Here is a 25156-nt window from a genome sequence, read left to right on the forward strand (position 1 = left end):
CTTTGATAATTAGAACGCTGAGAATTTTTATGTGGATATTAAATGGCAATAAGATTTCTCCTGCTTCGAAATGACATATTATTTAAAATTCTATACGAAGCGGGGGTCGGTTTCCATCATGTGCCCGCAGTTGTTGCAGGTACGCAATTCTTCAGAGGCGTAAAACTCTCTGAATCTCGGTTGGAAATCCTTTTCCACATTGGACAGATAGAAATAAGTATCGTGCAGTTTGGTGTTGCACTTGTCGCAAAACCACATGAGTCCATCATCCATATCTCTGCTGCGCTTTCGCTCGATCACCAAGCCCACAGTATTCTCTCCTCGAATCGGTGAGTGAGGAACCTTGGCCGGATGCAAGTACATCTCCCCTTCTTTTATGTTGATATCCACTGCTTCACCTTCTTCTTGAATCCTAACGGTGATATCACCTTGAAGCTGATAAAATAATTCTTCCGTTTCATTGTAGTGATAATCCTTTCGGGCATTTGGGCCACCAACTATCATTACAATATAATCTTCAGCTTCTACATATAGATTTTTGTTGCTGACGGGTGGTTTGAGAAGGTCTCTATTTTCATCAATCCACTTTTGCAAATTGAATGGTCTTCGTATGGGCATCGCGTTGTTGTTTAATTAGAAAAAAGTGCCAACTTCGAGTTTAATTGTAGGTGGGTTAGACCATCACTCTAAGAAATCGTTGACCATCAAATCTAATAAAAATTGCGCATAGGACTGATCTCTGACACTCATGGATTTTTAGACCCAAAAGTTTTTGACTACTTCAATGAAGTAGATCAAATCTGGCATGCCGGAGACGTGGGCACAGCAGCCATCATAGAAGAATTGGGAGCATTCAAACCTACGTTGGGTGTCTACGGCAATGTAGATGGACAGGATGTGCGACAGCTTTTTCCTGAAGATCAAATGTTTATGTGTGAAGGAGTGAAGGTATTTATGACTCACATTGGCGGGAAACCGCCTAGATACAATCCGAGAGTTCGTCCGCTCATCAACAAACACCTTCCTCAATTATTCATCTGTGGGCATTCTCATATTCTGGCCGTGATGCACGATGAAAAAAGACCGGGTGTATTGTATATGAATCCCGGTGCTGCGGGCCGACATGGTTTTCATAAGGAACGGACATTGCTCAGGTTTACCCTTGAAGCTGGGAAGCCAAAGGATTTGGAAGTCATTAAACTGGGAAGTCGGGCGCAGAAGACTTAATAATTCATTGGCAAACTTCCAAAGCACGTTCTAGCTCGTCAACTTTCTGTTGGGCAATGGCAAGCTTGGCAGCTGCTTGTACTGCCTTTTCTTCCTGTGCCTCTGCCTTAGTTTGATTTTCCTTGGCAACAACGAGATTTTCTAAAGCTGAAAGTTTTTGTAAGTCAGCCTCATTGGCTTTGATCCTCGCAAACACAAAAGCAAAAACAGCTATCCCAGCCAATACACCAATAAGTATATTTTTCGTCATTCGCTACTGGTTACACTTATCCAATTGGGATTGGAGTTCCTCAGCTTTTTTTTGCTCAATCATAGCACGAGCTGCCATTTCTACCGCCTTCTGTTCTTGTTCTCTTGCTTTGGTCTCGTTTTCTTCTGCTAATTTCAAGTTTAATTCTGCTAGTATACTCTGCTTCTCTGCTTCATTGGCCTTGATGTTAGCGTACAAAACAAAAAATACAATGAGAAAGGAGAGTACACCTATGGCGATGTTCTTAGTCATAACGATTGGTTTTTTTGAGAGATCAATATAAAATATTACCACTAAATGTTCAACCTCTGCAAAAAGTATCTACTTATAATCTTCTCTCACGGGGTTGAAAACGTCCACCGCCTTGCAGTCGGTAAGTGCTATCGCTGAATGAGCAGTATTGGGTGGAATGGTAGCCACATGACCAGCTTTCATTACTTTCGTTTCACCATTTACCGTCATTTCTAACTCACCCTCCAGCAAGCTCGTTACTTGCTCGTGGATATGGCTATGCTCCGGCAATACGGCACCTTTGGCTATATCAAAATACCCAATCGACATCGTTTCAGTATGAATCAATTGACCACTAATACCAGGCACCAACTCCTTAGTTTCTAGTTTATTTCTATCATGAAATATCATAAGCGTGCATATTTTTCGCCAGCCTCTATCTTTAGAGGCAATACATTTTGAGCAGGAGGAAGCGGACAAGTTGTGAACTCAGAATAGACACACGGTGGGTTATATAAGCGGTTAAAATCTATAGTTACCATTCCTTTTTCTTCTGGTAAATCTACATAGACATATCTACCTCCTCCGTAGGTTGTTTCATCATTGGTGAGATCTCCAACAATCAAGAAGCCTCCGGTTCCCACTACTAGTTCTAATGCTTCACCATTGAGCTCAAATGACAAAAGACCAGCAAAGTCCATCTCCTGATTGGTGCCCAATTGCGTATTGACTTCCTCAGTTTTTGTACTTCCATAAGGTTGGTAGCTGGCTTCAACTACATATTTACTTTGTAAGGGATAGGCCTGAAATCCCTTGAATACTTTTGCCGCTTCGGCATCTTGGTCTTTCACTCGAAGAAAATATTCATCCAATCTTTTAATCACCTGCCATTCTATTTGGTTGTGCTTGAGCATCGCTCCATTTTCTGAGGACTCTGTGAATGCATCTACCCATGTATTCACCAAGGAGTCATTAGCTGAAAGCTGAATATTTAAACTATCCGCTGCCGTAAATGTGGCATTAGTTCCTTGAAGCTCTACAGCACCTATAGTAGCCGGCAAACCCTTGCTACTCATTTGAATGTTATTGGCTTCTGAAGATCCAAACAGATTAGTCCCTTGAACCAAAGGATGTAAACCTACCAACTTCAAATAATGATCCCTCCCTTTAGATAGACGTTCTCTAAATTCAGCATCAGCTTTCAAATAGTCCTCGCTTAAAGGAATCTCCTTTGGTTGACATGAATAAATAAATACAAAAAAAACTAGCGCTAGGTTAAGCTTCGAAAATTTGAATAGTATATGATGCATAATGGATACTTCCTGGTCCGAGTTTAATGATTCCTGGTTTACGGGTAAGTTGCTGATCAGAGTCTTCAAAATCTGGTAGTCCATCCCATGGTTCTATACAGAGAAAGTCAGCATTAGGTTTCGACCAAACGCCAAGGAAAGGGAAATCGTCAAAATTGATGCTAACCTTTCCCTTTGAACTTTTCGACTTAATGCTTACTTCCGAGGAATTCAACTCAGTAAAGATCAAGGCATCATTATCGAACAATCCGTTTTTCAAGGGAAGTCGGTTGGTCTCTTCCATCATAGGCTTTTCTCCTTTGGTCAAAAGACCATCTTCAGAGAGCACGAATATTGAGTTATTCTCTTTTCGCTCGAATTCTAGGTAGTAATCATCCTTGTTTTCTCCTTCCTTCCAAGGGTAATTGAAAGCAGGATGACCTCCAAGCGAAAAGTACATATGATCATCGCCGGTATTAGCTATTTCATGAAAAATTTGAAGTCTGCTTTCAAAGAGGAAGAAACTCACTTTCAAGTCAAATTTAAAAGGATATACTTTTTCCGTTTCGTCGTCGCTTGATAGGATAAAAGAAAGCCTTGACCTTGTACTGTTTATCAAACGAACCTTATTGCTATTTCTGACAAATCCATGCTTTGGCAATTCGTAAGATTTTTCATTGAAAGAATAACTCCCTGATTTTAAGCCTCCAATCACTGGAAACAACACCGGAGCCGAGCCTTTCCATATCTTTTCATCGGCTTGCCAAATGTACTCATAGCCAGAACTCTTAGATAAAATACTGCAAAGCTCTGCGCCACATTCATTTACTTCTACCTTGAATAGGTCGTTTTCGATTGAGTACTTCACTTTAGTTTTGTTTAAGATGGTAATGCAAAATAATCAATATCCCAGAGTCCTAGATATTAAAAACCAAAATCTATCAGTAAATCCTTTAGGTAAACTATTAATTCTGAATCCACACGGTAGACTTTATTCCGCTATACAAAGATTTCCACCAATATGAGATTTCAGATTTTGTTTGATCTCTTTCAAAAGCAATTGTTCCTTTTACAAAATTCCCACGCGAGGACAGGTTATTAGACCTAACCTTTAAAGTATTGGCTACGAATGAACCCATATGCTGTAAAAAATTAGCATTTCCAGTTTGAGCATCTTGTAATGCTACCTTCAAATTGGAGTAGTCCATCGAAAGGTCACCAGTAGATTTTCGCCCATCATACATAAAGCTGAAGTTCATGTGATTCAGTTGCCCCGATGTAATATTTACCCCAGCGAGCGGCACAGCCATAGAATTAAAACTTGATAGCTTCATAGATGACAAAGTCCCATTGACTTTGGTAAGCCTATGTTGGTCCCCTAACCTAATAGCTACTTTCAATTTTCCCTCTGACTGCACATTAGCTTCTGCATTAATCACGATTGATTCATCAGAGGTTGAATTTACATGCAAAATATGACCTCCTACATTTGAAAATATGATTCTTCCTAAGCTAGATGGATGGTATTGCTCTTTGTATCTTATCAAGCCTTTTGCGATTTGAATTGAATCGACTTTGATCGGTATCGAACTCGACTGTAACAGCTCAGAGAATAGCGGTTTTTCAGCTTGATCAGCCCTCAACTGTCTGTTTCTGTAGATATTCAAATTTGGCAAATTGATCTCAACTTTTTTACATGTCACATTTTCTCTTTCAAACGCTTGGACAAAATCAATTCCTTGAATGGAAATATGTGGTATGGTTAAGCCTACCATATCTTTTTGAAAGGGATATTTTTTTATAAAACCAGCTATCGACAGCGTTGTCGCCCAGGCCATGTTTTGGATAGTAATAGATTTTTCTGTGCAGTCGAGTCGAATTGTATCTAATCTTAACAAACTGGAGGATTCGCCATCGAAATACTTAAGGTCATAAACCTCCATTTTTCCCTTAATCCAAGAGTGAGTACTATCGAGAGAAAATGCATCTACCAAAAATGTAGCTGTCAAAGAATCGTTTTTCGAATTTTTCCATGAAACCGACCCACTTTTTACCACGATATTATTGATGATCGTATTTGTCTTCTCTTTCCAGCGTATCTTTTGCAGGCGTTGCCACCAGAGACAATGAGTCCAAAACCAGATGATCTGCATAAAAGCCATTCCCAAGTAGCAAATCTTTTATAACTAAGCCATCCAAAGAAAGGTTAAAGGCAATTATTTGAGTGCCTACTGAAGGAGCAAACCTTATGGTATCAACATTAACTTCTGATGACCATAAATCCAATTGCGTACCGCGAATAGTGGCTGTCACTCCCTTTTTAGACAGCTGAGCCTCTATCCATTCATCGATATCCATGTTAGTGAAAGCTATAGTTATGGCCAACGCCATAAAGATGAATAAATAGAGGCCCGCTTTTATTTTAGTCATTCACTCATTAATAATAGAGTGAGAAGTTATTCAGAAAATTTAAATGATAGGTACAATTGTCCAACTGAGTTTTGAGATTTTCCAATGAGAAACTCAGCAGCATCGCTATCTTCAATATTAGTAATTCCATAGTTATATCTTGCGCCAACACCTATCATTCCCAAGTCATACTCTAGCCCTCCGACCAGACCAAAGTCAAAGCTATTCAAGTGGTCGCGATCTACATCGGTATGATCACTGCCAAAGTCTCCTTCAGAGGTAATACTTACATCTAGCAAATATGAAATATACGGTCCTATTTGCACGCTAAGTTGGTCAGTAAGTGAGACCCCTAGCAATATGGGCAAGTCGATATAGTAAAGGTTGGCATCAGTCTGTCCTTGGGAGCCTGCAATATCATACTCCATAGAGGTCCCTTTAGTTGAAAAAAGTAGCTCCGGCTGAACATATACATTAGCTCCTAGAGATGACTTTGAATATAGACCAGCATGCCAACCAATACGCATATTTTTATCTTCTATTTCATTATGAATAAAACTACTAAAGCTTACTCCTCCTTTGACGCCCACTTCATCTTGGGCAAAGGCCATTTGGATGGTGCTGATTATGATTAATAATAATATTATAATTTTTGATTTCATGTCTTATATGTTCTTGATTGAAAATTAATTAACCGTATTGTCATTCCATTAGCGTCTTTTAAACCCTCCGGTTATTACCGATATGGCTAGAAGCACCAAGGCAATAAAAAAGACAATTTTAGCGGCTCCAACAGCACTCGCGGCAATCCCTCCAAATCCAAAAATTCCAGCGATAATGGCCACTACAAAAAAGATGATTGTTAATCTAAACATGTGATAATCTGTTTGGTTGTGATAGGTATAGTGTGAAAAGCATGCCAACCTCAGAAGCATGGTTTATGCGCATAAGGCAACAATCAACGTGTGTAATTTATTCCACACAAACCAAGAAAATTCCCAATTAGAAATGGGGCTAGCTTGGGTAAATTTTGATCATTATTCTAATTTTGCTCACTGAAAAAATTGACCATGGAGCTAACAGCAGATAACAAACTGAAAAAAATAATTGTAGTAGGCGATCGCGTACTGATCAAACCAAAAAAAGAGTCAGAAAAAACTGATAGTGGGTTGTTTTTGCCACCAGGGGTGAAAGAAAAAGAAAAAACTCAATCCGGATATATAGTAAAAGTAGGACCCGGACATCCGATTCCAATAGCGTCGGAAGAGGAAGACGATTGGAAGCCGGAAGAGAATAAAATAAAGTATTTGCCTCTTCAGGCTAAAGAAGGGGACCTGGCCATTTTTCTACAAAACGGTGCGTTTGAAGTTATATACCAAAAGGAAAAATACTTCATCGTTCCTCAAGCCTCTATCCTAATGTTGGAAAGAGAAGAGGATCTCTAAAAGTTAAACCTATTTTGAAATTCGCACAAGTGAAGTGGCTAACACATTCATCCCTGGTGTACTATCCATCATTATATTTTTCACCCATCCGACAAGACGATTTTTTAACCTATTAGTCTTCATTTGGGTAATGGTTTTGGTCTGATATTTTTTTTCTACTTCTCTCATTGCCCTAGAATTTTCAAATAAACTTGGAATGGCCTGATTGGATAACAAAAGTAATATCCGTACCTCGATGATCTTAAAAATATCGGTGAATACCAGTCAAAAATCGATCAATGAAATCACCCCTCCTAGTTAAATAAAAAAAGGCAGCCGAAGCTGCCCTTAACTTATCCTAAACCTTTATGCCTAGCTTATTAGTGGATAAGGACCTTTGTTGTTGTGGTAATATTTTGATGATCCAGGGTGAGCAGGTAGAGGCCAGATTTTAGACTGGATACATCTACTTTTTCCTTAGGGGATATGTCTTGAGATAGCACGGTGCGTCCCTCTATATCTACTAATGAAAGTTTCGCTAATCCTGAGTGAATTCCCGAAATTGACATCTTATCCGACGTAGGGTTCGGGTAGACCGAAATTTCTACTGTTGTCGGTTGTACGCCAGTCACAGTCACTTCATTTATTGTTAAGGTAGCCGTAGTCGAGCCAGTATAGTTCGTTTCATCTATGATTGCAACTACTTCATAAGTACCTGCTGCGCTTGGGGCTTCACTCACTCCATCGTAGGTGAGTGATACATTTAGATCGACTGGATCCGTTACCACCGTAGGAGACTTAGCTGTGCCGTCCTCGTCGTATGTCAAGTCTGTTAGCGCAATGGTAGCCTCAGCTTTATCTATGGTCAGCGTTCCGTCTACCAGCGTCAACGTATAATTGTCAGCTGCCCCTCCCGTAAGCGAAATGTCATAAGTACCCGCATCGCTTGAGGCGTCTGCAGTAGTACTAGGTATAGGCGTTTCACTCAACACGGAGGCATCCTCCTCATTCATAAATCCGTCATACACAAAAGTGAGTGATGGGAAGTCCTCTCCATACGTTATCGATTTATCATCGGCAGTTACAGTCAAGCCTGCTTTCTCAATCATAAAATTGGCAACTACTGGCTCAGCCTCGTTGTAGGTTTCATCTCCTGATTGCGTGGCTCTTACACTGGCCTCGCCCACTCCAGTAAAAGTCAGCGTACCATCAAACATTGTAATTGGTCCTGACACCACCTCAAAGTTCAGTGGCAAATTACTATCTGAGCTTCCTGCCAATGCCACTTCACCACCATAGTTTTGGTCGCTGATGGAGAAGGTGATGGTTTGAGTTTGCTTGTCATTGACTTCGAAAGTCACCTGCTCAGAGTCTGCCAGATAGTTGAGGCTGGCTGGAGCCGTCACTGTCACTGTCACCGTTCCTAATTCACCAGTTAGTGAAATCGTTTTTCCGTCGTTGTTGGCAGGCCCATCAACTTCATATTGTAATTCAGTATCACTGTTTACTGAAGCCTCTACATCAAAGGGAACTGCATTTTTCACCTTATCGGTAATGTCCTCCACCACCACTACTTGCTGTGCAGGGTTGATGGTAAGCGTTCCGTCCGCAAACATCACATCGTAGTTGGTGTCTTCATGCCCTTCTACAATCAAGTCGTAAGTACCTACATCACTAAACTGATCTGCATCGGTAGTTACCATAGGTGCATTATCTAGATCATCTTCGCTTTCTCCAGGTATAAATCCTGAATAAATAATTGTGAAGTTATCATTTGGTTGCCCGTACGTACGTTCTGAATCTTGAATTTCAGCACTCACTTCAACTTTATGAATGGTTAGTGTAGAATTATCATAATCAAAAGTATAGTTCTCTGCTAAACCTCCACTCGCTTCTAGATCATAAATCCCCGCATCACTATACTTCTCAGCAACAGTACTAATGATTGGTTGAGTGGTGAAAACAGAACTAGATTCCCCGTTTTTCAGACCCTCAATTTCCATTTCAAAATCCGGATTGTCGTCACCATACGATTTATCTGCAGATTGCACGAATACATCTATTTCAGCTGGAGTAACTGTGAGGATACCATTTACATTTTGGAAATCATAATTAGCATCGCTTCCACCTGTTACGGTGATTGTGTATTCTCCAACGGAACTGCTTTCATCAGCCTCGGTACTTCTAGAAGGTAAAGTTCCAGATAAGTCGCTGGCATTGTCACCAGCAATAAATCCATCAAACGAAAGTGAAAAGCCCGGGTTTGGGTCTCCGTATTCTCTAGACTTATTATCCGCCATGGCGGTTAGCGTCTTTTTGGTGATTTCAAGCTGACCAGTTTCAAGCTGGATGGCATAGTTGTCATCCGCCCCTCCGGACAAAGTAATGTCATAAAACCCAACATCGGAATTGGCAACCGCTAACGTAGCAGCTGTAGGATCAGTGTCTATCACTTCTGCGCCTTCGCCCTCTACCAATCCTTCATATGAAATAGTGAAAGTAGGGTTATCTTTTCCGTAAACTTTTGCTTTATCCTCAGCTGTGGCTGTAATGGTTTTCTTATAAATGGTGAAGGTTCTCTCTACTGGATTAGGTGCCAAATAGTTAGCAGTTTCTACTCCTGTAGCTCTGATCGTTACCTCACCAGTGCCAACGATCACCAGCTCTAATTCATCCTGATCAATAGTCACCGCATCACCTGCAATGATTTCGTAAGTCACGTCATCGTCGGAAGGAATAATACTACCATTCAGCACATGGTTGGCATCGCCATAAGTCATGTTAGCAGGGCCTAAGAAACTGATAGACTGTGGTGCTTTGTTTACAGTAAAAATTTGCTCGGCAAATGCGGACTTATAGTAGGTGTTTCCGGCTTGAGTAGCACGGATAGTAGTGGTACCAGCGCCATGAATGGTGATCATATTATTAGACACGGTAGCCACAGACTCGATACTACTGGTATAGGTAATACCCTGTCCCGAAGAGGCAGTAGCAGGAGTAAAGACAAATGGTCCTTGTCCGTAAGTCTTGGAAGCTATTGGATTTAAAGTCACTGTTTGATCTTGTATCACTGGCGTAAAATTCCAACGATCTTTTCCTGTGATGTCAATCGGGTTGCCACTGGCATCTTCTATACCTCCAATGATATTGATATATATTTCCACGCCTGGCTCCAGGTTTTCCGGGATATCATAAGTCACAGTATTTGCGTTAGCAGTAGCTCCATCGAAACTCCAATTTACACCCACTTGCACGTCATCTGCTTTTCTAAACATCCTGAATACACCACCTGTTTGAAGTGCAACTGGTTCATCAAAGGTGATAACTAAATCAGCAAAAGGACTCACATCATCCGCTTCGTCTGCTGGGCTAAGGGTAGTGATAATAGTTTCCGTATGAAAATGCCAAGTCAATGCTGGGATCGCTGGTGCCGGATTCCCTAGCTGATCTTCAACGACACCGGCCAATGCTTGTATATAGTAGGACTGGTCGTATAGCAGGTTCTCTGTAGGGTTTATCGTTACTGATGAGCCAGAGACCGTCACGTTGCCGCTGGATACATTCATGGACTCCACCAGTTGACCATCTATAGTTTTTAGCAAATATGAACCCGTACCCTCTTGAATCGGTTCATTATAGGTAATTACCATATTAGCCGTAAGGGCTACTCCAGTCACTTCTGCCTCAGGTGAGGTCATAAAGATTTCAGGGGCCACTTCATCTACATCAACTACAGTGACCACAAATGCCTCCTCATAGGTTTCTCCAGCCTGATCATCTGCTTCTATGCGGATAAACAATTCTTCATTTTGCTCAAAATCAAAAGAAGCCTTTGATTTCAGTTCATTGGTCTCAGCATCAATTTCAAATAGATAACCATGCTGGCTATTTTCGCCGCCTACAATAGAAAAAACCAACTCGTCGCCGTTAGGGTCAGTACCACTCAAGACGCCTACCACAGTTCCTGCATCTTCATTTTCATTGATTGCAGATGGATCAAGTTCGATATCCGAAGGAGGCAAATTTTGTTCTGAGACAGTTACTACCCATTCTTGCTGGGCAAATTCTTGCTCATCGGTAATTTGGTAAGACACCGGATTGGTAAAATCTTGCTCATCACCACTGGCTTTATCGATGCCGGCTCCAGGTGAAATGGTGAAGGTCGGCACCAAATTGGTCAATGAAGTACCGGCATTGACAGCCACTATCACAGTGTGATTGTCTTTATTAATGACTGCATTGCTCACTTGCTCAGGGATGCTGAAGGTGAGAAAATCTGAGGCTCTATTGGGCACTTCGTAAGCGCCTTTGGATGGCGCAACCGAACTGCGATTATTGCCCAATATATCGGTATCCACTCCGTCTACTGGGTTTCCTCTCAGCTCTACGGCATCTAGTGAAGCTTCGGCCAAACTTAGATCGTTGTTGGCATAGTCTGTAAACACCACATCGAAACCTGTCGTGCCAGAGAACATGCCGGCCACATCGTCTATTTCTCCATCACCAAACTCATTGACGCCATAATCGGTCATATAGAATTGACGAATGTTGCTGAATGGCATTGAAATATTGTTGTCAGCTATATTTTCTGCACCAGTAAATACGATACCAATCGCCAAAGAAGCACCTGTATAGTGTAGGATGTTGTTTTTGACATTGGCCGTATTGCCGCTAGAAGAATAAAAGCTAATAATTTTATCCCCTCCTCCTGTGTTCGTATTGGTTCCTGAGGTGCTGACAGTGTTGTGATAAATATCAATAGTATTATAGGTACCAGCTCGAATACCAGTCAATTTTGTTCCATTCGCATTGGTTTTCATTACAATGTCATTGTTAATGATACTTACATGGCCCGAATTGATGCCTACATTAATGCCAGTATCATTGCCTCCGGCATTAATGATGTTCATTTCATTATTATGAATGGTTACATTTTGGCTACCTGTAGTGAGGTCAATCATACTATTGCCGCCGTCACTGTTCAACACATTATTTTCGATAACAATGTTGTTAGCTTCATAGATGTTAACGAATCCGTTTCCACAATTTCCAATTACGTTTTTAATGGTAATATTCTCACTGATCTCCCCTTCATCGTTGTCACGAATCCAGATTCTTTTATTATTGGCCACCACATTGACAAACTCTAGTACACCCTGTCCATCGATCACCATGTTTTGCACGCCTTCCATAAAAATCAAGTAATTACCTATCGAAGCCGATGTGGCTCCTTCATCTATCGTAATCGTTGTAGTGTACGTGTCCGACCCAGGGTATCTACTCCAGTAGGTGAAGCCTTGTTTATAATCCGCATGACCATTCATGAGGGCAAAGGTGACGTCACCAGACATGCCGCGGGATTCGATTTCAGCGAAAGCAGCATCTAAATCAACAAAATCACCATCTGCGCCAATAAGAAACGTTCCAGCCATGGCCGGCCAGGTGAGGGTGACTTGCCACGGCACTTCTACACCGTTTTCTGCTCTGACAGTGAAGTCCTGAGCAACACCTGACTCAAATGTGATGGGCTGTCCGTTTGTGAGAGGAAGACATGACGCCCCTTGAGAAAAGGTGACAGTAGGCGTCAAACTTAGTGTGGTGTTAGCGTCCATTGTACCTGTGATCGTATGGTTTTGAGCATCAATCTGGGTATCTGACAAACCATCTGCCGTAAAAGTTAAAATATCATTGCCGGTGTATCGATCTCTTGTAGTAAAAGCGATCGATGGAATAGAAACCTGATTGCCTAACAAATCGGTAATTTCGAAACTATCAAACGAATAAGAATTTTCTAACAGCATCGTTATGTTGCTTCCTCCACCATAAATAGGATCTAAGGGGAAACGCAATTTGTTACCATCTACTATATAAGAATTAGCAGGACCATCTCCTTCTCCTGCATCGTACCATGAATCTTGTTGAGTAGATCCTCTCAATAAAAATAATTGTCGATCAAACCCATCAGTTGTAAAGGCAATGTCTTCATCAAATACCACTTCTATGTACTCCAATTCTGTATCAACGACTATCGTGTTCTCATCTGGGTATCTACTCATGACTTGCGGAGCTGTGTCATCCACATCTTCTACATTGATGGTGACGGCTGAGTTGATATATTCTCCAGCATTATCAGTCGCTCTGAGCATGATGCTACGGGTGGCTCCTGCTTCGTAATCCAGCTCTTCTGTTGTGCGAAGCTGTGTACCCACTATTTGAAATGAGCTGGCATGTGTGCCGCCTACCAACGTAACTGTGGCATCATCTCTATAATCTAGTTCTGTGGCTGACACCGTGCCTACGACTGTACCAGCGGGTTGGTTTTCTAATACGGTATTGCTACTAAGATTAATTTTTGAAGGTTTTCTGTTGGCTAAAAATCTCCAATTGGTATCATCTGTACCTTCGAAGAAATTGTGCTGATCATCGTAAAACAGATCATCAGGGATAGCGACGAAATAATCTCCTCCTTCGATCAATCCCTCCAAGCCACTGAAAGTGATATGATAATAGCCTTCGCTTTCGGTAATGCCTCTTGAGTCTGTAAAGGCCACCTGTGTGTTGCCTCCCTTTCCTTTGAGATACAGCTCGACAATGCTTCCTTTAGTATCTAGCGTGACCTCTTCGTTGAATTGAATACTAAAGGTCGAAGTGCCTCGATTGACACCTTCTTCGGTATGAGCAGGGATTAACTTTTTAATTCCGGGTGGAGTGGTTTCTGTCTTGGTGGTGAAATTCCATGTGGTATGATCTCCCCAGGCAATTCCTTCGAAGTTTCTATTATTTCCATCCTTAAAAGCAGTTGAAGGAATGTAGAAATGTAAATTTTCACCGAAGGGTAAATCAATATCTCTTCTTTTGAGGGTGACTGTATTTCCAGATACTTCCATGTATTGAGAAGATCCTGTGGAAAACCCTAAATGATTTGCATCTGCATCATCTCTGACTTCCAACCACCAGGTATAGTTGAGATATACATTCTGATTGAAGGTAATGGTATAATCTTCATCAGCTTCAGGGTCTATAAATGAGGCATTGTCAGAGGGATAAGTCGATACTATGTATAAATCAGAAGAACGAACCGTAAATCGCCAAGTGGTATTGTTATTAAAATCTTGCAATTTATTTCCTGCCAGATCTAGAAACATACCTGGACCACCAGACCATAATTGTATATAATAGGTCTCTCCGTAGGATAAAGTCTGGACATTTTTTAATGTAATTACGTTACCTGAAATCCCGACTTGTGTTACCTCGTCAATTTCAAATTCTTGAATCACAGTACCGGACAGTCTGCGCAATCTGATCTCGTCATAAGTTTCTGATAGCGCATCATTGGCGACAACTGTTTCTGATAGCGTCATTGTCAAAGTACCCACAGCAGGATCAACTCCCGTTTCATAATTAGAGGGCGACAATGAAGAAATTGTCGGTGGCGTGGTATCCTGCGCACTAGCGACAAAAGTCATCGCAAGACAAATGGTAAAAATTAGGATACTGAGCAGAACCTTATCTATATAAGACCACTGCACTTTGATTTTTTCGAGTTGCTTCGTCGAGATTAAATTCATGGCATAAAAGTTTAAAAGTTTGTAACCCGAATTTCGCTTTTACATATAGTGATGAGCCTATACCATTGGGACAGTTCTACTCCTACCCAGGTGGGTAGTTTTTACAATAACATCGAATACAGCCTCTATTAGGTGATTTTGGATCGGGTTTTAGAGAATTAGATTGACAGGAATTGTCGTCATACGACAAAACTTTGACCATGAGCGTTTATCCACCAAAATCAGGATGGCAGCTTATTAAAGTCTTTAGTCAGTTCTATAAATAATTGATATTTTATATTGACTAGACCTACTAGAAAGGATATTAATTGGCCTTTACGATATACTCCAAAGCTTGCTTGCGATTGGACACACCTAGCTTTTCATAGATGTTTTTCAAGTGGTATTTCACTGTATTTACAGATACAAATATCTTCTCCGCAATCTGTGAATTGTTGAGGTCGCCAATGGCGTACCCTAATATTTCAAATTCACGATCTGTAAGTGGAGTAGTCAGACATTCGTTGATCTTAGTTAGGTCCGCCGTGAGCTCAGAAGTATCTCCTTCGAGTAGCAGTTTGATCTGATGTCGCAACTCTGCGACCTCGCCCTGCAACTCTTCATTTCTTTTTCTAAACTTCACCCTTATCAAGTAGATGATGCCACATAGAATAATGAAAACCAAGACACCTCCAATGGTAAGGTAGTTTAGTCGATTTGTTTTATCCACTAAATCAATCGCATTGGCCTCATAGCGATCTGATAGTATTTGGTTTTCTTGTTCGAGTTTGTCAAACTTAATCTGAAGTGCCAATCTATTGAGCTGTTCTCTATTTGTAAATTCGTTGATGGAATCCTGTAGAGATTCAAACTGCTCATTCAGAAGATCTGCAGCTGGCTGATTGTCCATTTTCACATACAATTCACTCTGGAGTCGGAAATTGTCTCTGAGCATTTTTATATCCCCAAAGTTTTCGCATTTCTTCTGATTGTCTTTTAATATTTCTAAAGCCTTGTCAACCATCAGCAGTTCACCGTAGGCCTGGGCCAAAATGTTATTAGAATGAATCAAAAATTGGCTTTCTCTCTTTTGACTATAAAAGCTATTGGCATTCAATGCTAAGTTCACCGCATCTGAATATTGGCCTTGCAGCATTTTCAGCTTTGCTTGCTCCAGCCAGCAACTAGCTAGTCGCCATTGGTCATTGATCTCCAAGTATTCGTTTTCAGCCAAACTCAAATAATAGTCAGCGCTATCGAGTTCTTGCATGGCTAATAAAACACTTCCAACCTGCTTCACTCTATTGGCATGAGAGTTGGCATTGCCTCCGCCTGGTGGCAATAAGAGCAGCGATTCTTTGGCATAATACAGCGCATTGTCGAGATCGTTCAATTGCATTTTGAGTTCGCTCAAAAACGCCAAATCAAAGCCAAGTGCCACGGTATCCTTTAGGGCAAGATCAATTTGGTAGGCGCTGTCAAGCAACTCCGTAGCTCTTTCATAATTTCCAAGATGTTGATAGATCGAACCCAAGTTGTAAAACTGCTGCGCACATTCGACCGAATCCTTAATACTTTTTGCAATCGACAATGAGTGCTTGTAATGTGGAAGAGCCTTTTGAAACAATCCCATCTCGCGATAGCAAAACCCAGCATGACTATAGCATTCCAATAACAGGAGGTCGTTGCGAACTTCAGCATTCTCTCCGGCATGTATAGCCTTAAAGTAACCTTCTAGCGAAGGTTCCAATTCTCCTAAATAGTACCAAGCATCAGCCTTCATTTGATGCAGAAGAGCTACTTCCAATTCAGTGGGTGTTTGAAGGATAGAATCCGCCAGATGAATAACAGTCTTATAATCCTCTTTCTCATAAGCTTCTTCAATGGGTGATTGGGCACACAAGCATTGGCACAAAAACAAGAGAAATGTAAAAAGACTAAGAGGTTTTGACCACATATTCGAGCGCTTCTTTTTTATTGCTAACCCCTAATTTATGATAGACATTGCCCAAATGAAATTTTATAGTGCTCAAGGAGACAAAAATTTTGTCGGCGATTTCCTTATTGGTCATCCCTGTCAGGCTCAATTTCAATATTTCATATTCTCTTTCAGTAAGTGGGGTAACTAATTGCTCATTGAAAATTTCAAGATCGATACCCAAATCTAATTTAGAAGGCCCATGAAGTAACTCCATATATCTTTTTTGCAAAGCTTCCATCTGACTTCTTTGTGCTATTTGATCTATGCGATAGGCTCGAACTCTAAATATATATATTGCCACCGCAGCCAATACAATGGTAAAGCACAAAATGGAAATCCAAATGATTTGATTTCTTGAGGCTCTGAGGTTAGTGGCTTGAAGTTGGTTGGCCAGCTTGAGTTGTTCGATTTCGGATTGCTGCTTGGCAAGTTGTAGTTTCGATTCCAATCTCCCAATTTTTCTAGACTGATCTTCATTACTCAGGCTATCCTTGTACTGCACAAATATCTGTTGATAGCTAAAAGCTCGTCTGAAATTTTTCTTAGCTGCATAGCAAACAGATAAAATCTCACTAGACTCTTTTATTTGAATTTTGGTTTTAAGCTTACTCCCGATTTCATAGCCAATTAGTGCATAATAAATGGCACTATCCACTTTATTTAGTTTCAAATAGGCATTGGCAATATTGTTCACATTTTTAGCTATACCTTCATCATAGTCCAATTCTATTTCAAGATTTAACGAACGTCTAAAGAGCCTAATGGCACCCGTGTTATCATTTCGATCGGCAGCTACATTGCCCAAGTTAGTCAGCGTATTAGCCACGCCCTTTGTATCTCCCAAACCTTCTTTAAGACTCAACGATTGAGTGAAATAATATTCAGCACTGTCAAAATTTAGTTGACGCTTATGCACCACACCTATATTGTTATATACTTTTGAGAGCACCAGGGAATCGTTTGGTGTGGTAAGAGCCAGGCTCATTTGATAATAGTCCAATGACCGCTCATAGTCTTCCAGACTCTTATATACAAGGCCTAGGTTACTCAAAATTCTTGTCAACTTTGGTCTGTCTTCCTCTTCATCAAAAATTTGATGAGCCTCCAAAAAATTTTCTAACGCTAAGTCGTAATCTCCTCGTATATAATAAGTGCCCCCTATAATTCTAAGAGCTTCACCTTGAGCTATTAATTGATTTTGAGATTTTGCAAGGGCATAAGCTTGCTTTGCTAATTCGGCAGCGGCTTCCGGCTCCCTATACGTTTTCTTTTGAGCTTGGCCTATGAGCCATGAAATGCTGTCTTGCTGAGCCTCATCCTGAGCAAATACAGGATAAACACCGGCAAAATTTAAGAATGTGACAATTAAAATTATCCTTCCTTTCCAAGTAGAGATCATATATGATAAATCTAAAACTGATCAACCGCTCTTCTCACAAACCAAACTTATCCAAAAAAAATTAAAGTATCGTAGATGTAGAGTGAGTACCTCTAGTGTAAGTATGTACCACGGTCAATAGTTCCATGGGGTTGAACGGTTTCGACAGAAAGTCATTCATACCTACCTCAGCAATTTTGATTTTGACATTGTCGTAAGTATCCGCGGATACAGCAACAATTGGAATGTTTTTCAAGTCAATGTTATCAAGACCTCGAATAGTAGCAGTCACTTCATAGCCGTCCATTTCTGGCATTTGAAGATCCATCAATATCAAGTCGTAGTCGGTGTCGAATACTTTGACGAGTGCATCTTGGCCGGAAGTCACCACCTCACAGACGAGACCCCACTTGTCTAAAAATTTCTTGGCCATCATCAAGTTGATTTCGTTGTCATCAACTACCAGCACTTTCTTACCTTTCACTTCCTCTTTCATGATCACATCGTCGAGTTCAATAGCGGCATTGGCATGTGCAGCCTCTTCCATATAGAGCGAAAAGTAAAATTTTGAACCTCTATTCACCTTGCTCTTTACGAAAATCTGACTATCAAACAACTTGATCAACTTCTTAGTAATCGCTAGCCCTAAACCTGTACCTCCATATTTTCGAGTAGTATCAGCATGAGCCTGAGTAAAACTTTCAAATATCAGCTTAAGTTTGTCTTTTGAGATACCAATACCAGTATCTTCTACGGCAAACTCAAGTTTTACTCGTCCATTGCTCTTTGCTAGTAAGTGAATCAGGAGTTTGATCTCGCCTCCAGGGGTAAACTTCAGTGCATTACTGATCAAGTTGTTCAATATTTGTGTAAGTCTCGCCGGATCACCTTTGAGCATGGAAGGTATGTTGTGATCAATCAGAATATTGAATTTCACTCCATTTTCTGCTGCCTTTTTTTCGTAGGTATTGCCTAGTCCTTTGGTCAATTCTCTCAAGTGAAAGTCAATGTGCTCTAATTGCACATTGCCAGATTCAACCTTGCTATAGTCCAATATATCATTGATAAGTATCAGCAGGTTTTCTGACGAGAACTTTAATGTCTTCAAATGCTCTAGCTGTGTTTTTTTCGGACTCTCATCTAGCAACAGGTGAATGGTGCCAATCACAGCATTCATTGGCGTACGAATTTCATGGCTCATGACTGAAAGAAAGTCAGACTTTACTCGAGCCGCTGTCTCTGCTTTCTTGATTGCACGTTTGAGTTTTTTGTTCTTTTTCTTAATTTTTTTGGTTCGATGATCAATAATTTTCTCCAACTCTTCTTTTTGCCATTGCGCCAAGCTTTCGTTGACTCTCAACTGATCAATTTGCTTGTTCAATGCTTTTCTTCTCTCCTTTTCTCGGATTTTCTTCCTTTGGGCCAATCCAATTGAAAAAACAGCTATCTCCGCGAGTAACCCATACTTCATCAAGTTGGCTTGAGACGTCGAGGGATCCCAGAGTATGGTATCAATCACTCCCATGACTACCATGGCTCCAGTACCATACATGTAGTATTTGACCATTTCATATTTAGAGTCATAAATCCTATAAATGAGACCAAATATCAACAGCGCATTGAGCAATGCGACAACTCTAAGTCCATGTGTAACTACATAAATCTCCTTTGTGAAATGGATGATAATGACGCTCAGGAAGAAAATACCAATATCAATAAATGACACTATTCTTATCCACTTATAATAGAGCACAAAATGCTTCTTGGCACTTATAAAATCATTGACAAATACCCAATAAGCGCCAACAGCAAGGATAGTAGTTGGTATAAAATAAATCGTGAACCAAGGCGACTCACTTAAAATATATTCTCTGAGTATATCAGTCAGAAATAGATAATTGATGGCTATACACCCTAGATAAAAAGCATAGTACAGATAGGCTTTGGTTTTTGTTGTTGCGAACAAGAACAAATTGTAAATCATTACTATCCAAAAAAGGCCTTGAAAAATAAAATCGACGATGTGCTTATCGAGAATTTCATACACCCAGTTGGTACCGCTAGTAAGTCGTAAATCAAATTCTGGATCGTTATGGATTTTCTCTTCTATCCTGATATACAAATCCTGTGTGGCATTCGCATTTAACAATATGGGTATGTAATAACTTCCTTTGGGTACAGATTTGAGTTTTTGTGGATACATATATCCACTCTGCTCATGTTGAACAATTGAGTCTTTTTCCACGAAGTAACAGTCGATAAAGTCATTTTTTCCAACATAAAGTAGATAGAGCTTTGTTACTTCCTGATTATTAACCAACCGCAACTTTCCCCAATAAACCTGATCCCTAGACAAGCTTTCATTAAAGGGTTCAAAAAGTGGCTGAGACTTTAAAATGTCATTGATTGTAATTTCTCCTGTAGGGTCGGAATAAATTCTCAGATGAGTTGTGAGCGCTGAAGATTCATTCAAAAAATCTTCCGGATGGACGACGGGTTGATCAGAGCCAAACGTCTGGATGACACAAGCCAGCATCAACAAAGTCAAACAGTATTTTGCGTTTCTCACAATAAGAAAAAATTTCCTAAAAGTTAATCAATTTCTTACTGATGACAACGACCATAAGTCTTGTCTATTGATTAACATAGTAATTATATTTATCGGTTAGAATGCGTTCGCTTACTCTAAATAGTTCATTATCAAGAACGAATCTCAATGAAGCAGCTTTGGAAATACCTGAATAAATTCTTGAAAGACCATTTTCATTGGGGACTATATCTGAGCGTTGCCCTTTTTCTTACGCTCTGTACATACTTCAATTACACATTGGATTTTGAAGATCGTATTGTCGATTCTTATAGAAAAACTCTTTGGCATTGGCTCTATATGTCCATCTATATGGGCTTCCCCTTCCTAGTAACCTGTATCCTTCTTTCAGTTTTCAAAATCAATCGAGCTTGGTATCGTTCCAAAGAATTTTGGTTGTTATTTGTTTTTGGTTTTATAATTCTAGGCTTCAGTCGCACACTTTATTTTCATTATTCATTGATCGAGCACCTAGATGTTATCGACTATCGATTTGTTCGTAAAGTCATGTGGAGAGGAAAGTCTTTCTTTACTTTATTTCTTCCTCTTTTGATTTTCTATTTCTGGTACGAAAGAAAAAGAGATGAAACTAAAAGCTGGTATGGGCTAACACTTCAAAGGACGGATTTTCGACCTTATGGCATCTTGCTTCTAGCAGTAGTGATCGGCATTGGCCTGGCATCGTTTCTTTCGGACCTTACAAACTATTACCCTCGATACATCCCAAGTGGTGGAGACCGGTTTGCTGAAAAGCATGAGCTATCTGGTTGGATTCCCATGCTGATTTATGAAGGAGTATATGGAGCAAACTTCCTAAATGTTGAATTGTTTTTCAGAGGTTTTTTGGTCATTGGGTTCACCAGAGTGTTGGGTGGACAGGCCGTATTAGCCATGGTAGGTTCCTACATGTTTCTGCACTACGGGAAGCCAATCACCGAAGCGATCAGCTCCGTTTTCGGCGGGTACCTCATTGGAATACTGGCATTCTATTCAAAAAGAATCTGGGGTGGGGTCATTCTGCATGTAGCGCTCGCTTGGAGCATGGAGTTTTTTGCTTGGCTGCAAGGGCTCTATGGAGATTAATAAAAAATAAATTCATGCAGCTCAAAAATTCTATCTACACTTCATAGATTTGTTTCATGGAAGTTTATCATTTCGTTTACCTTTTTACTGGTCTCGTTTTAGGTGCAGGAGCAGCATGGCTTGTCGCCAAATCAAAATTTCAAAATCCACAAAATGCGGATGACCGGCTCAAAACCAAAGAGCTGGAAATCAGATTGCAATCTGAATTGGAGAAAGTGCAGAATCTCAATGAGCGCTCTAAGGAAATGGAGAACAAACTGCAAGGGGAACGTGAAATGAATGTACAACTCAACAACCAGCACACACGCCTGGAGTCAGATTACCGTAACCTCCAAGAGACACTAAAAACTCAAAAAGAAGAATTGAATCAAATCCGTGAGAAATTCTCTGCCGAATTCAAAAACATGGCTAATGAAATCCTGGAAGAAAACAGCAAGAAGTTTACATCGCACAATAAAGAACAGGTAGATCAACTGCTCAAACCCCTCGGTGAAAAAATAGTTGCTTTCGAAAAAAAAGTAGAAGAAACAAACAAAGAAAACATCGCACGAAACTCTGCACTGAAAGAGCAAATCGCCGGCTTCAAAGAACTGAATCAGAAGATCACCAAAGAAGCGGAAAACCTTGTCAAAGCCCTAAAAGGAGACACCAAAGCACAAGGCAACTGGGGGGAATTTATTCTGGAAAGTATCCTGGAAAAATCCGGTCTGGAAAAACAAAGGGAGTACTTCGTTCAGCAGTCGTTGACCGATGATGACGGTAATAGATTCCAACCGGATGTGGTGGTGAATCTTCCGGATAGCAAAAGTATTATCATAGATTCTAAGGTCTCCTTGGTGGCCTATGAGAGATATGCGAATACGGATGACAAAGAAGAAAAAGAGAAGCAAATCAAGGCTCATTTGCTTTCACTTCGTGCCCATATCAAAGGCTTGAGCGAAAAGAATTACCAGAGTTTGTATGGGGTGGAAGGGTTAGACTTTGTCCTACTCTTCATACCAATCGAACCTGCTTTTTCTCTAGCTGTGCAAAAAGACGCCGAGTTATTCAATGATGCCTACAGCAAAAACATCGTGATCGTGAGTCCAGCTACTTTGATCGCCACTTTGCGCACCATCGCCAGCATCTGGAAACAAGAATACCAAAACAGAAATGCCATAGAAATCGCCAAAGAAGGCGGCAATCTTTATGACAAGTTCGTAGCCTTTACCGAAGATGTAAAAGGCATAGGTCGTCAGCTAGACCTCACGCAAAAGGTCTATGTAGAAGCCGCCAAGAAACTCTACGAAGGCAAAGGCAACCTAATCAATCGCGCCGAGAAAATGAAAAAGCTTGGTGCAAAAGCTACCAAGAACATGGATCAGAAGTTGTTGGAGAGGTCGGAGGAAGATTGAGTTTTATCCTTACCCAATATTCTACCCTATAGTTCTTTTATTCTGAAAGGGGCAGGACGGACCTCTACTTTTTCCTTGATGAAAAACTAGAGAAAAAATCAAGGCTGAGAATAAATTCTTAAATTTCAGCTTTCCCCCAAACTAAATCCAAACTCGCTTCGCTCAAACACTGGATTTAACCCCATTTTTTCTAAAGCTGAAATTCTTAACAGAATTGATTCAAGGCCAAATTATTTTAAACTGCCAACAGTTTCTGCTATGTCTAAATTCAAAATTGTATCAAGGAAACTTCGGGAACTTAGAGAAGTCGCGCTTTCTCTTCTCCAAGAAAGCATTTCTTCCTTCTACAGCTTCGTCTGTACCGTAAGCCAGTCGCGTGGCCTCTCCGGCATATACCTGCTGTCCTACCAAGCCGTCGTCGATTAGATTAAACCCAAACTTCAGCATTTTGATGGCTGTAGGGCTTTTGGTCATAATCTCTTGCGCCCAGTCGTAGGCCGTTTGCTCTAGTTCTTCATGTGGCACCACCTTATTTACCATCCCCATTTCATACGCTTCTTGTGCGGAGTAGTCTGCTCCCAAAAAGAAGATTTCTCTCGCTCTCTTTTGACCAACCTGTCTGGCCAAATAAGCCGAACCAAATCCACCATCAAAGCTGGCCACATCGGCATCGGTTTGTTTAAAGATCGCATGCTCCTTGCTGGCAATGGTCATGTCACAGACCACGTGCAAACTGTGGCCTCCGCCTACAGCCCATCCAGGTACCACAGCGATCACTACCTTATTCATAAATCTGATCTGTCGCTGTACGTCTAGTATATTGAATCGATTGACGCCATTGGCACCTTTGTATCCTGTATTAGATCTCACTCGCTGATCTCCACCCGAGCAAAACGCCCAGCCGCCATCCTTCGGTGAAGGCCCCTCTCCTGTAATCAGTACCACGCCGATTTCCTGACTTTCATGACAAATGATGAGGGCTTCCCAAAGTTCGTCCACTGTTTTGGGCGTAAAGGCATTGCGACACTCCGGTCGATTGAAGGCGATGCGCGCTACGCCATTCAGCGTCTTGAAGGTTATTTCTTCGTATTCTTTCTCAGTTTTCCACTCTAAGTTTGCCATGGTTCAGGGTTTGTATTTGTAGTGTTGCAAATGTAAGGATTGGCAGGTTATCAGGTGATCGGATTTTACGGAAATTAGCCAAAGATTAAAATTGAAGAGATTAATATTTCCAGTATCTCAATGATAATCCGAACTCGAAATTTTCTGCAGCTTTACCATATTTAGACAATAAATCGAACGCCCTTTAATCTCAATCCAGCCTTCTTCTTTGAATTCTTTTAAAAGCCTGCCCAGGCTCTCTCTTGCTGTGCCTATCAGATTGGCCAAATCTTCTCTAGAAAGTATAATTTGACTTTGATCATATTTTTGATGCAAAATCAGCAACCATAACGCCAGCCTTTCTCTCAATGGCTTTTGAGCCAAAACTGTTATAGTGTTTACCAAGACCCCAAATTCATGGCTCATGTTTTGAATAATGAGTTGATTCAGTTTTGGGACTTGTGTTAAAAGTTTTTGAAAATTTCGTTTGCTAACAAAAGCTATTTTACAATCTTCGATAGCTTCGCAAGAATCTTCGTAGTTCTCTTCGCACAGCAAGGCATGGTAGCCCATCAAATCACCTGCCTTATATACATAGAAAATCTGATCCTTCCCGTCCAGTCCAGTTTTGTAAATTTTTGCTCTGCCGCTGAGGATTAGAAATACCCCAGTCGGAATTCCACTTTCATAAAAAAGGAGCTTTCCTTTCTTGAAAATCAATTCCTTCGATTCCTCAATGAACAAGGATTGCTCTTGGGTACCTAGCGAAGAGAGAATTTTATCACTTTCAAAATCAAATTTCTTTATATCAACCTTCACAGTCTTTTATCATATTAGATTTTAAATGTACCAAATATCACATTTAATAGAAACTAAAGTTATTTTATATCAGCAAAAGACAATCTTCCTTTGCCATGTGGTACGTAATAAATTCATATTAATCCCCATCTCATTCCTGCTCTTAGTTGTTTTATCTATGACTGATAGCAAGCTTCTCCTTTTGGAAAAAGAGGAGCTGATAGAAAGCTTAGAAATCGAGCTTGAAGAGGTTAAAGAAGGGAAGGCGGATCGCCATATATTTAATCACTTATCCAATGGGTCAGACGATATTCTCGCGGCCAGCATACACTTTTTTCGAAGTGCCTTACAGTTCACTTTGGTTCATACCAAAGAGCAGAAAAGACCTAATCACACTTCTCAAGTATCATTATTTATAAAATACTGCTGTCTTAAAATTCATTTAGCATAGGTACAT

21 protein-coding genes are annotated in these 25156 nt (G+C 40.5%); 5 read left to right on the forward strand and 16 right to left on the reverse strand.

Annotation, left to right across the window (positions count from 1 at the left end; translation table 11 throughout):
* Positions 1-90: 90 nt before the first annotated feature.
* On the reverse strand, positions 91-618 hold the full coding sequence (locus ACO6S2_RS19950) for a 3-hydroxyanthranilate 3,4-dioxygenase (protein WP_422360324.1): 528 nt from the start codon (positions 616-618) through the stop codon (positions 91-93).
* Between the two features lie 102 nt (positions 619-720).
* On the opposite strand from ACO6S2_RS19950, the gene ACO6S2_RS19955 reads away from it, so the two are divergent.
* Entirely contained in the window at positions 721-1227 is a 507-nt protein-coding gene (locus ACO6S2_RS19955; RefSeq protein WP_422360325.1) for a metallophosphoesterase family protein, read from the forward strand.
* A gap of 4 nt (positions 1228-1231) precedes the next feature.
* Here ACO6S2_RS19955 and ACO6S2_RS19960 read toward each other — a convergent pair whose 3' ends face one another.
* The 9 genes from ACO6S2_RS19960 to ACO6S2_RS20000 all read right to left on the reverse strand — a co-directional run bounded on the left by ACO6S2_RS19960 (position 1232) and on the right by ACO6S2_RS20000 (position 6281).
* Positions 1232-1477, reverse strand: coding sequence for a hypothetical protein (locus ACO6S2_RS19960; protein ID WP_422360326.1), 246 nt, complete (start codon positions 1475-1477; stop codon positions 1232-1234).
* A gap of 3 nt (positions 1478-1480) precedes the next feature.
* Positions 1481-1729: a hypothetical protein gene (locus tag ACO6S2_RS19965; RefSeq protein WP_422360327.1), complete on the reverse strand. Its 249-nt coding sequence runs from the start codon at positions 1727-1729 to the stop codon at positions 1481-1483.
* A gap of 69 nt (positions 1730-1798) precedes the next feature.
* Positions 1799-2119 (reverse strand): cupin domain-containing protein, encoded by a 321-nt coding sequence (locus ACO6S2_RS19970; protein ID WP_422360328.1) that lies wholly within the window; start codon positions 2117-2119, stop codon positions 1799-1801.
* Positions 2116-3018: a DUF1684 domain-containing protein gene (locus ACO6S2_RS19975; RefSeq protein ID WP_422360329.1), complete on the reverse strand. Its 903-nt coding sequence runs from the start codon at positions 3016-3018 to the stop codon at positions 2116-2118. The genes ACO6S2_RS19970 and ACO6S2_RS19975 overlap by 4 nt, the downstream gene beginning before the upstream one ends.
* A complete protein-coding gene (locus tag ACO6S2_RS19980) occupies positions 2984-3865 on the reverse strand; it encodes an aldose 1-epimerase family protein (RefSeq protein WP_422360330.1) in 882 nt (293 codons plus the stop codon). The genes ACO6S2_RS19975 and ACO6S2_RS19980 overlap by 35 nt, the downstream gene beginning before the upstream one ends.
* 97 nt (positions 3866-3962) lie before the next feature.
* The gene (locus tag ACO6S2_RS19985) at positions 3963-5006 is read right to left on the reverse strand and encodes a DUF748 domain-containing protein (protein WP_422360331.1); all 1044 of its coding nucleotides are present in this window, start codon (positions 5004-5006) and stop codon (positions 3963-3965) included.
* Positions 5007-5058: 52 nt separating this feature from the next.
* Positions 5059-5427 carry a hypothetical protein gene (locus tag ACO6S2_RS19990; RefSeq protein WP_422360332.1) on the reverse strand — a complete coding sequence of 123 codons (369 nt, stop codon included), beginning with the start codon at positions 5425-5427 and terminating at the stop codon, positions 5059-5061.
* 26 nt (positions 5428-5453) lie between these two features.
* Positions 5454-6068 (reverse strand): porin family protein, encoded by a 615-nt coding sequence (locus tag ACO6S2_RS19995; RefSeq protein ID WP_422360333.1) that lies wholly within the window; start codon positions 6066-6068, stop codon positions 5454-5456.
* A gap of 48 nt (positions 6069-6116) precedes the next feature.
* Positions 6117-6281, reverse strand: a complete 165-nt coding sequence (locus tag ACO6S2_RS20000) for a DUF1328 domain-containing protein (protein WP_422360334.1) — start codon at positions 6279-6281, stop codon at positions 6117-6119.
* Between the two features lie 195 nt (positions 6282-6476).
* On the opposite strand from ACO6S2_RS20000, the gene ACO6S2_RS20005 reads away from it, so the two are divergent.
* Positions 6477-6851 (forward strand): co-chaperone GroES, encoded by a 375-nt coding sequence (locus ACO6S2_RS20005; protein WP_422360335.1) that lies wholly within the window; start codon positions 6477-6479, stop codon positions 6849-6851.
* Positions 6852-7210: 359 nt separating this feature from the next.
* Here ACO6S2_RS20005 and ACO6S2_RS20010 read toward each other — a convergent pair whose 3' ends face one another.
* The 4 genes from ACO6S2_RS20010 to ACO6S2_RS20025 all read right to left on the reverse strand — a co-directional run bounded on the left by ACO6S2_RS20010 (position 7211) and on the right by ACO6S2_RS20025 (position 20305).
* Positions 7211-14398, reverse strand: coding sequence for an MBG domain-containing protein (locus ACO6S2_RS20010; RefSeq protein WP_422360336.1), 7188 nt, complete (start codon positions 14396-14398; stop codon positions 7211-7213).
* Positions 14399-14702: 304 nt separating this feature from the next.
* On the reverse strand, positions 14703-16280 hold the full coding sequence (locus tag ACO6S2_RS20015) for a LuxR C-terminal-related transcriptional regulator (RefSeq protein ID WP_422360337.1): 1578 nt from the start codon (positions 16278-16280) through the stop codon (positions 14703-14705).
* 34 nt (positions 16281-16314) lie between these two features.
* Positions 16315-17757: a tetratricopeptide repeat protein gene (locus tag ACO6S2_RS20020; RefSeq protein WP_422360338.1), complete on the reverse strand. Its 1443-nt coding sequence runs from the start codon at positions 17755-17757 to the stop codon at positions 16315-16317.
* A gap of 61 nt (positions 17758-17818) precedes the next feature.
* A complete protein-coding gene (locus ACO6S2_RS20025; protein WP_422360339.1) occupies positions 17819-20305 on the reverse strand; it encodes an ATP-binding protein in 2487 nt (828 codons plus the stop codon).
* Positions 20306-20452: 147 nt separating this feature from the next.
* Between ACO6S2_RS20025 and ACO6S2_RS20030 the strand changes: the two genes are divergently transcribed.
* Together ACO6S2_RS20030 and rmuC are read left to right on the forward strand one after the other, a co-directional pair.
* Positions 20453-21406, forward strand: coding sequence for a type II CAAX prenyl endopeptidase Rce1 family protein (locus ACO6S2_RS20030; RefSeq protein WP_422360340.1), 954 nt, complete (start codon positions 20453-20455; stop codon positions 21404-21406).
* Positions 21407-21462: 56 nt separating this feature from the next.
* The gene (rmuC, locus tag ACO6S2_RS20035) at positions 21463-22800 is read left to right on the forward strand and encodes a DNA recombination protein RmuC (RefSeq protein WP_422360341.1); all 1338 of its coding nucleotides are present in this window, start codon (positions 21463-21465) and stop codon (positions 22798-22800) included.
* A gap of 279 nt (positions 22801-23079) precedes the next feature.
* On the opposite strand, the gene ACO6S2_RS20040 is transcribed toward rmuC, so the two are convergent.
* Positions 23080-23922 carry a 1,4-dihydroxy-2-naphthoyl-CoA synthase gene (locus tag ACO6S2_RS20040; protein WP_422360342.1) on the reverse strand — a complete coding sequence of 281 codons (843 nt, stop codon included), beginning with the start codon at positions 23920-23922 and terminating at the stop codon, positions 23080-23082.
* A gap of 117 nt (positions 23923-24039) precedes the next feature.
* Positions 24040-24720, reverse strand: coding sequence for a Crp/Fnr family transcriptional regulator (locus ACO6S2_RS20045; RefSeq protein ID WP_422360343.1), 681 nt, complete (start codon positions 24718-24720; stop codon positions 24040-24042).
* A 157-nt stretch (positions 24721-24877) separates the two neighbouring features.
* On the opposite strand from ACO6S2_RS20045, the gene ACO6S2_RS20050 reads away from it, so the two are divergent.
* Positions 24878-25150: a hypothetical protein gene (locus tag ACO6S2_RS20050; protein ID WP_422360344.1), complete on the forward strand. Its 273-nt coding sequence runs from the start codon at positions 24878-24880 to the stop codon at positions 25148-25150.
* The last annotated feature ends 6 nt before the right edge of the window (positions 25151-25156 follow it).

The sequence above is a fragment of the Reichenbachiella sp. genome, assembly GCF_965233835.1.
Taxonomy (GTDB): Bacteria; Bacteroidota; Bacteroidia; order Cytophagales; family Cyclobacteriaceae; genus Reichenbachiella.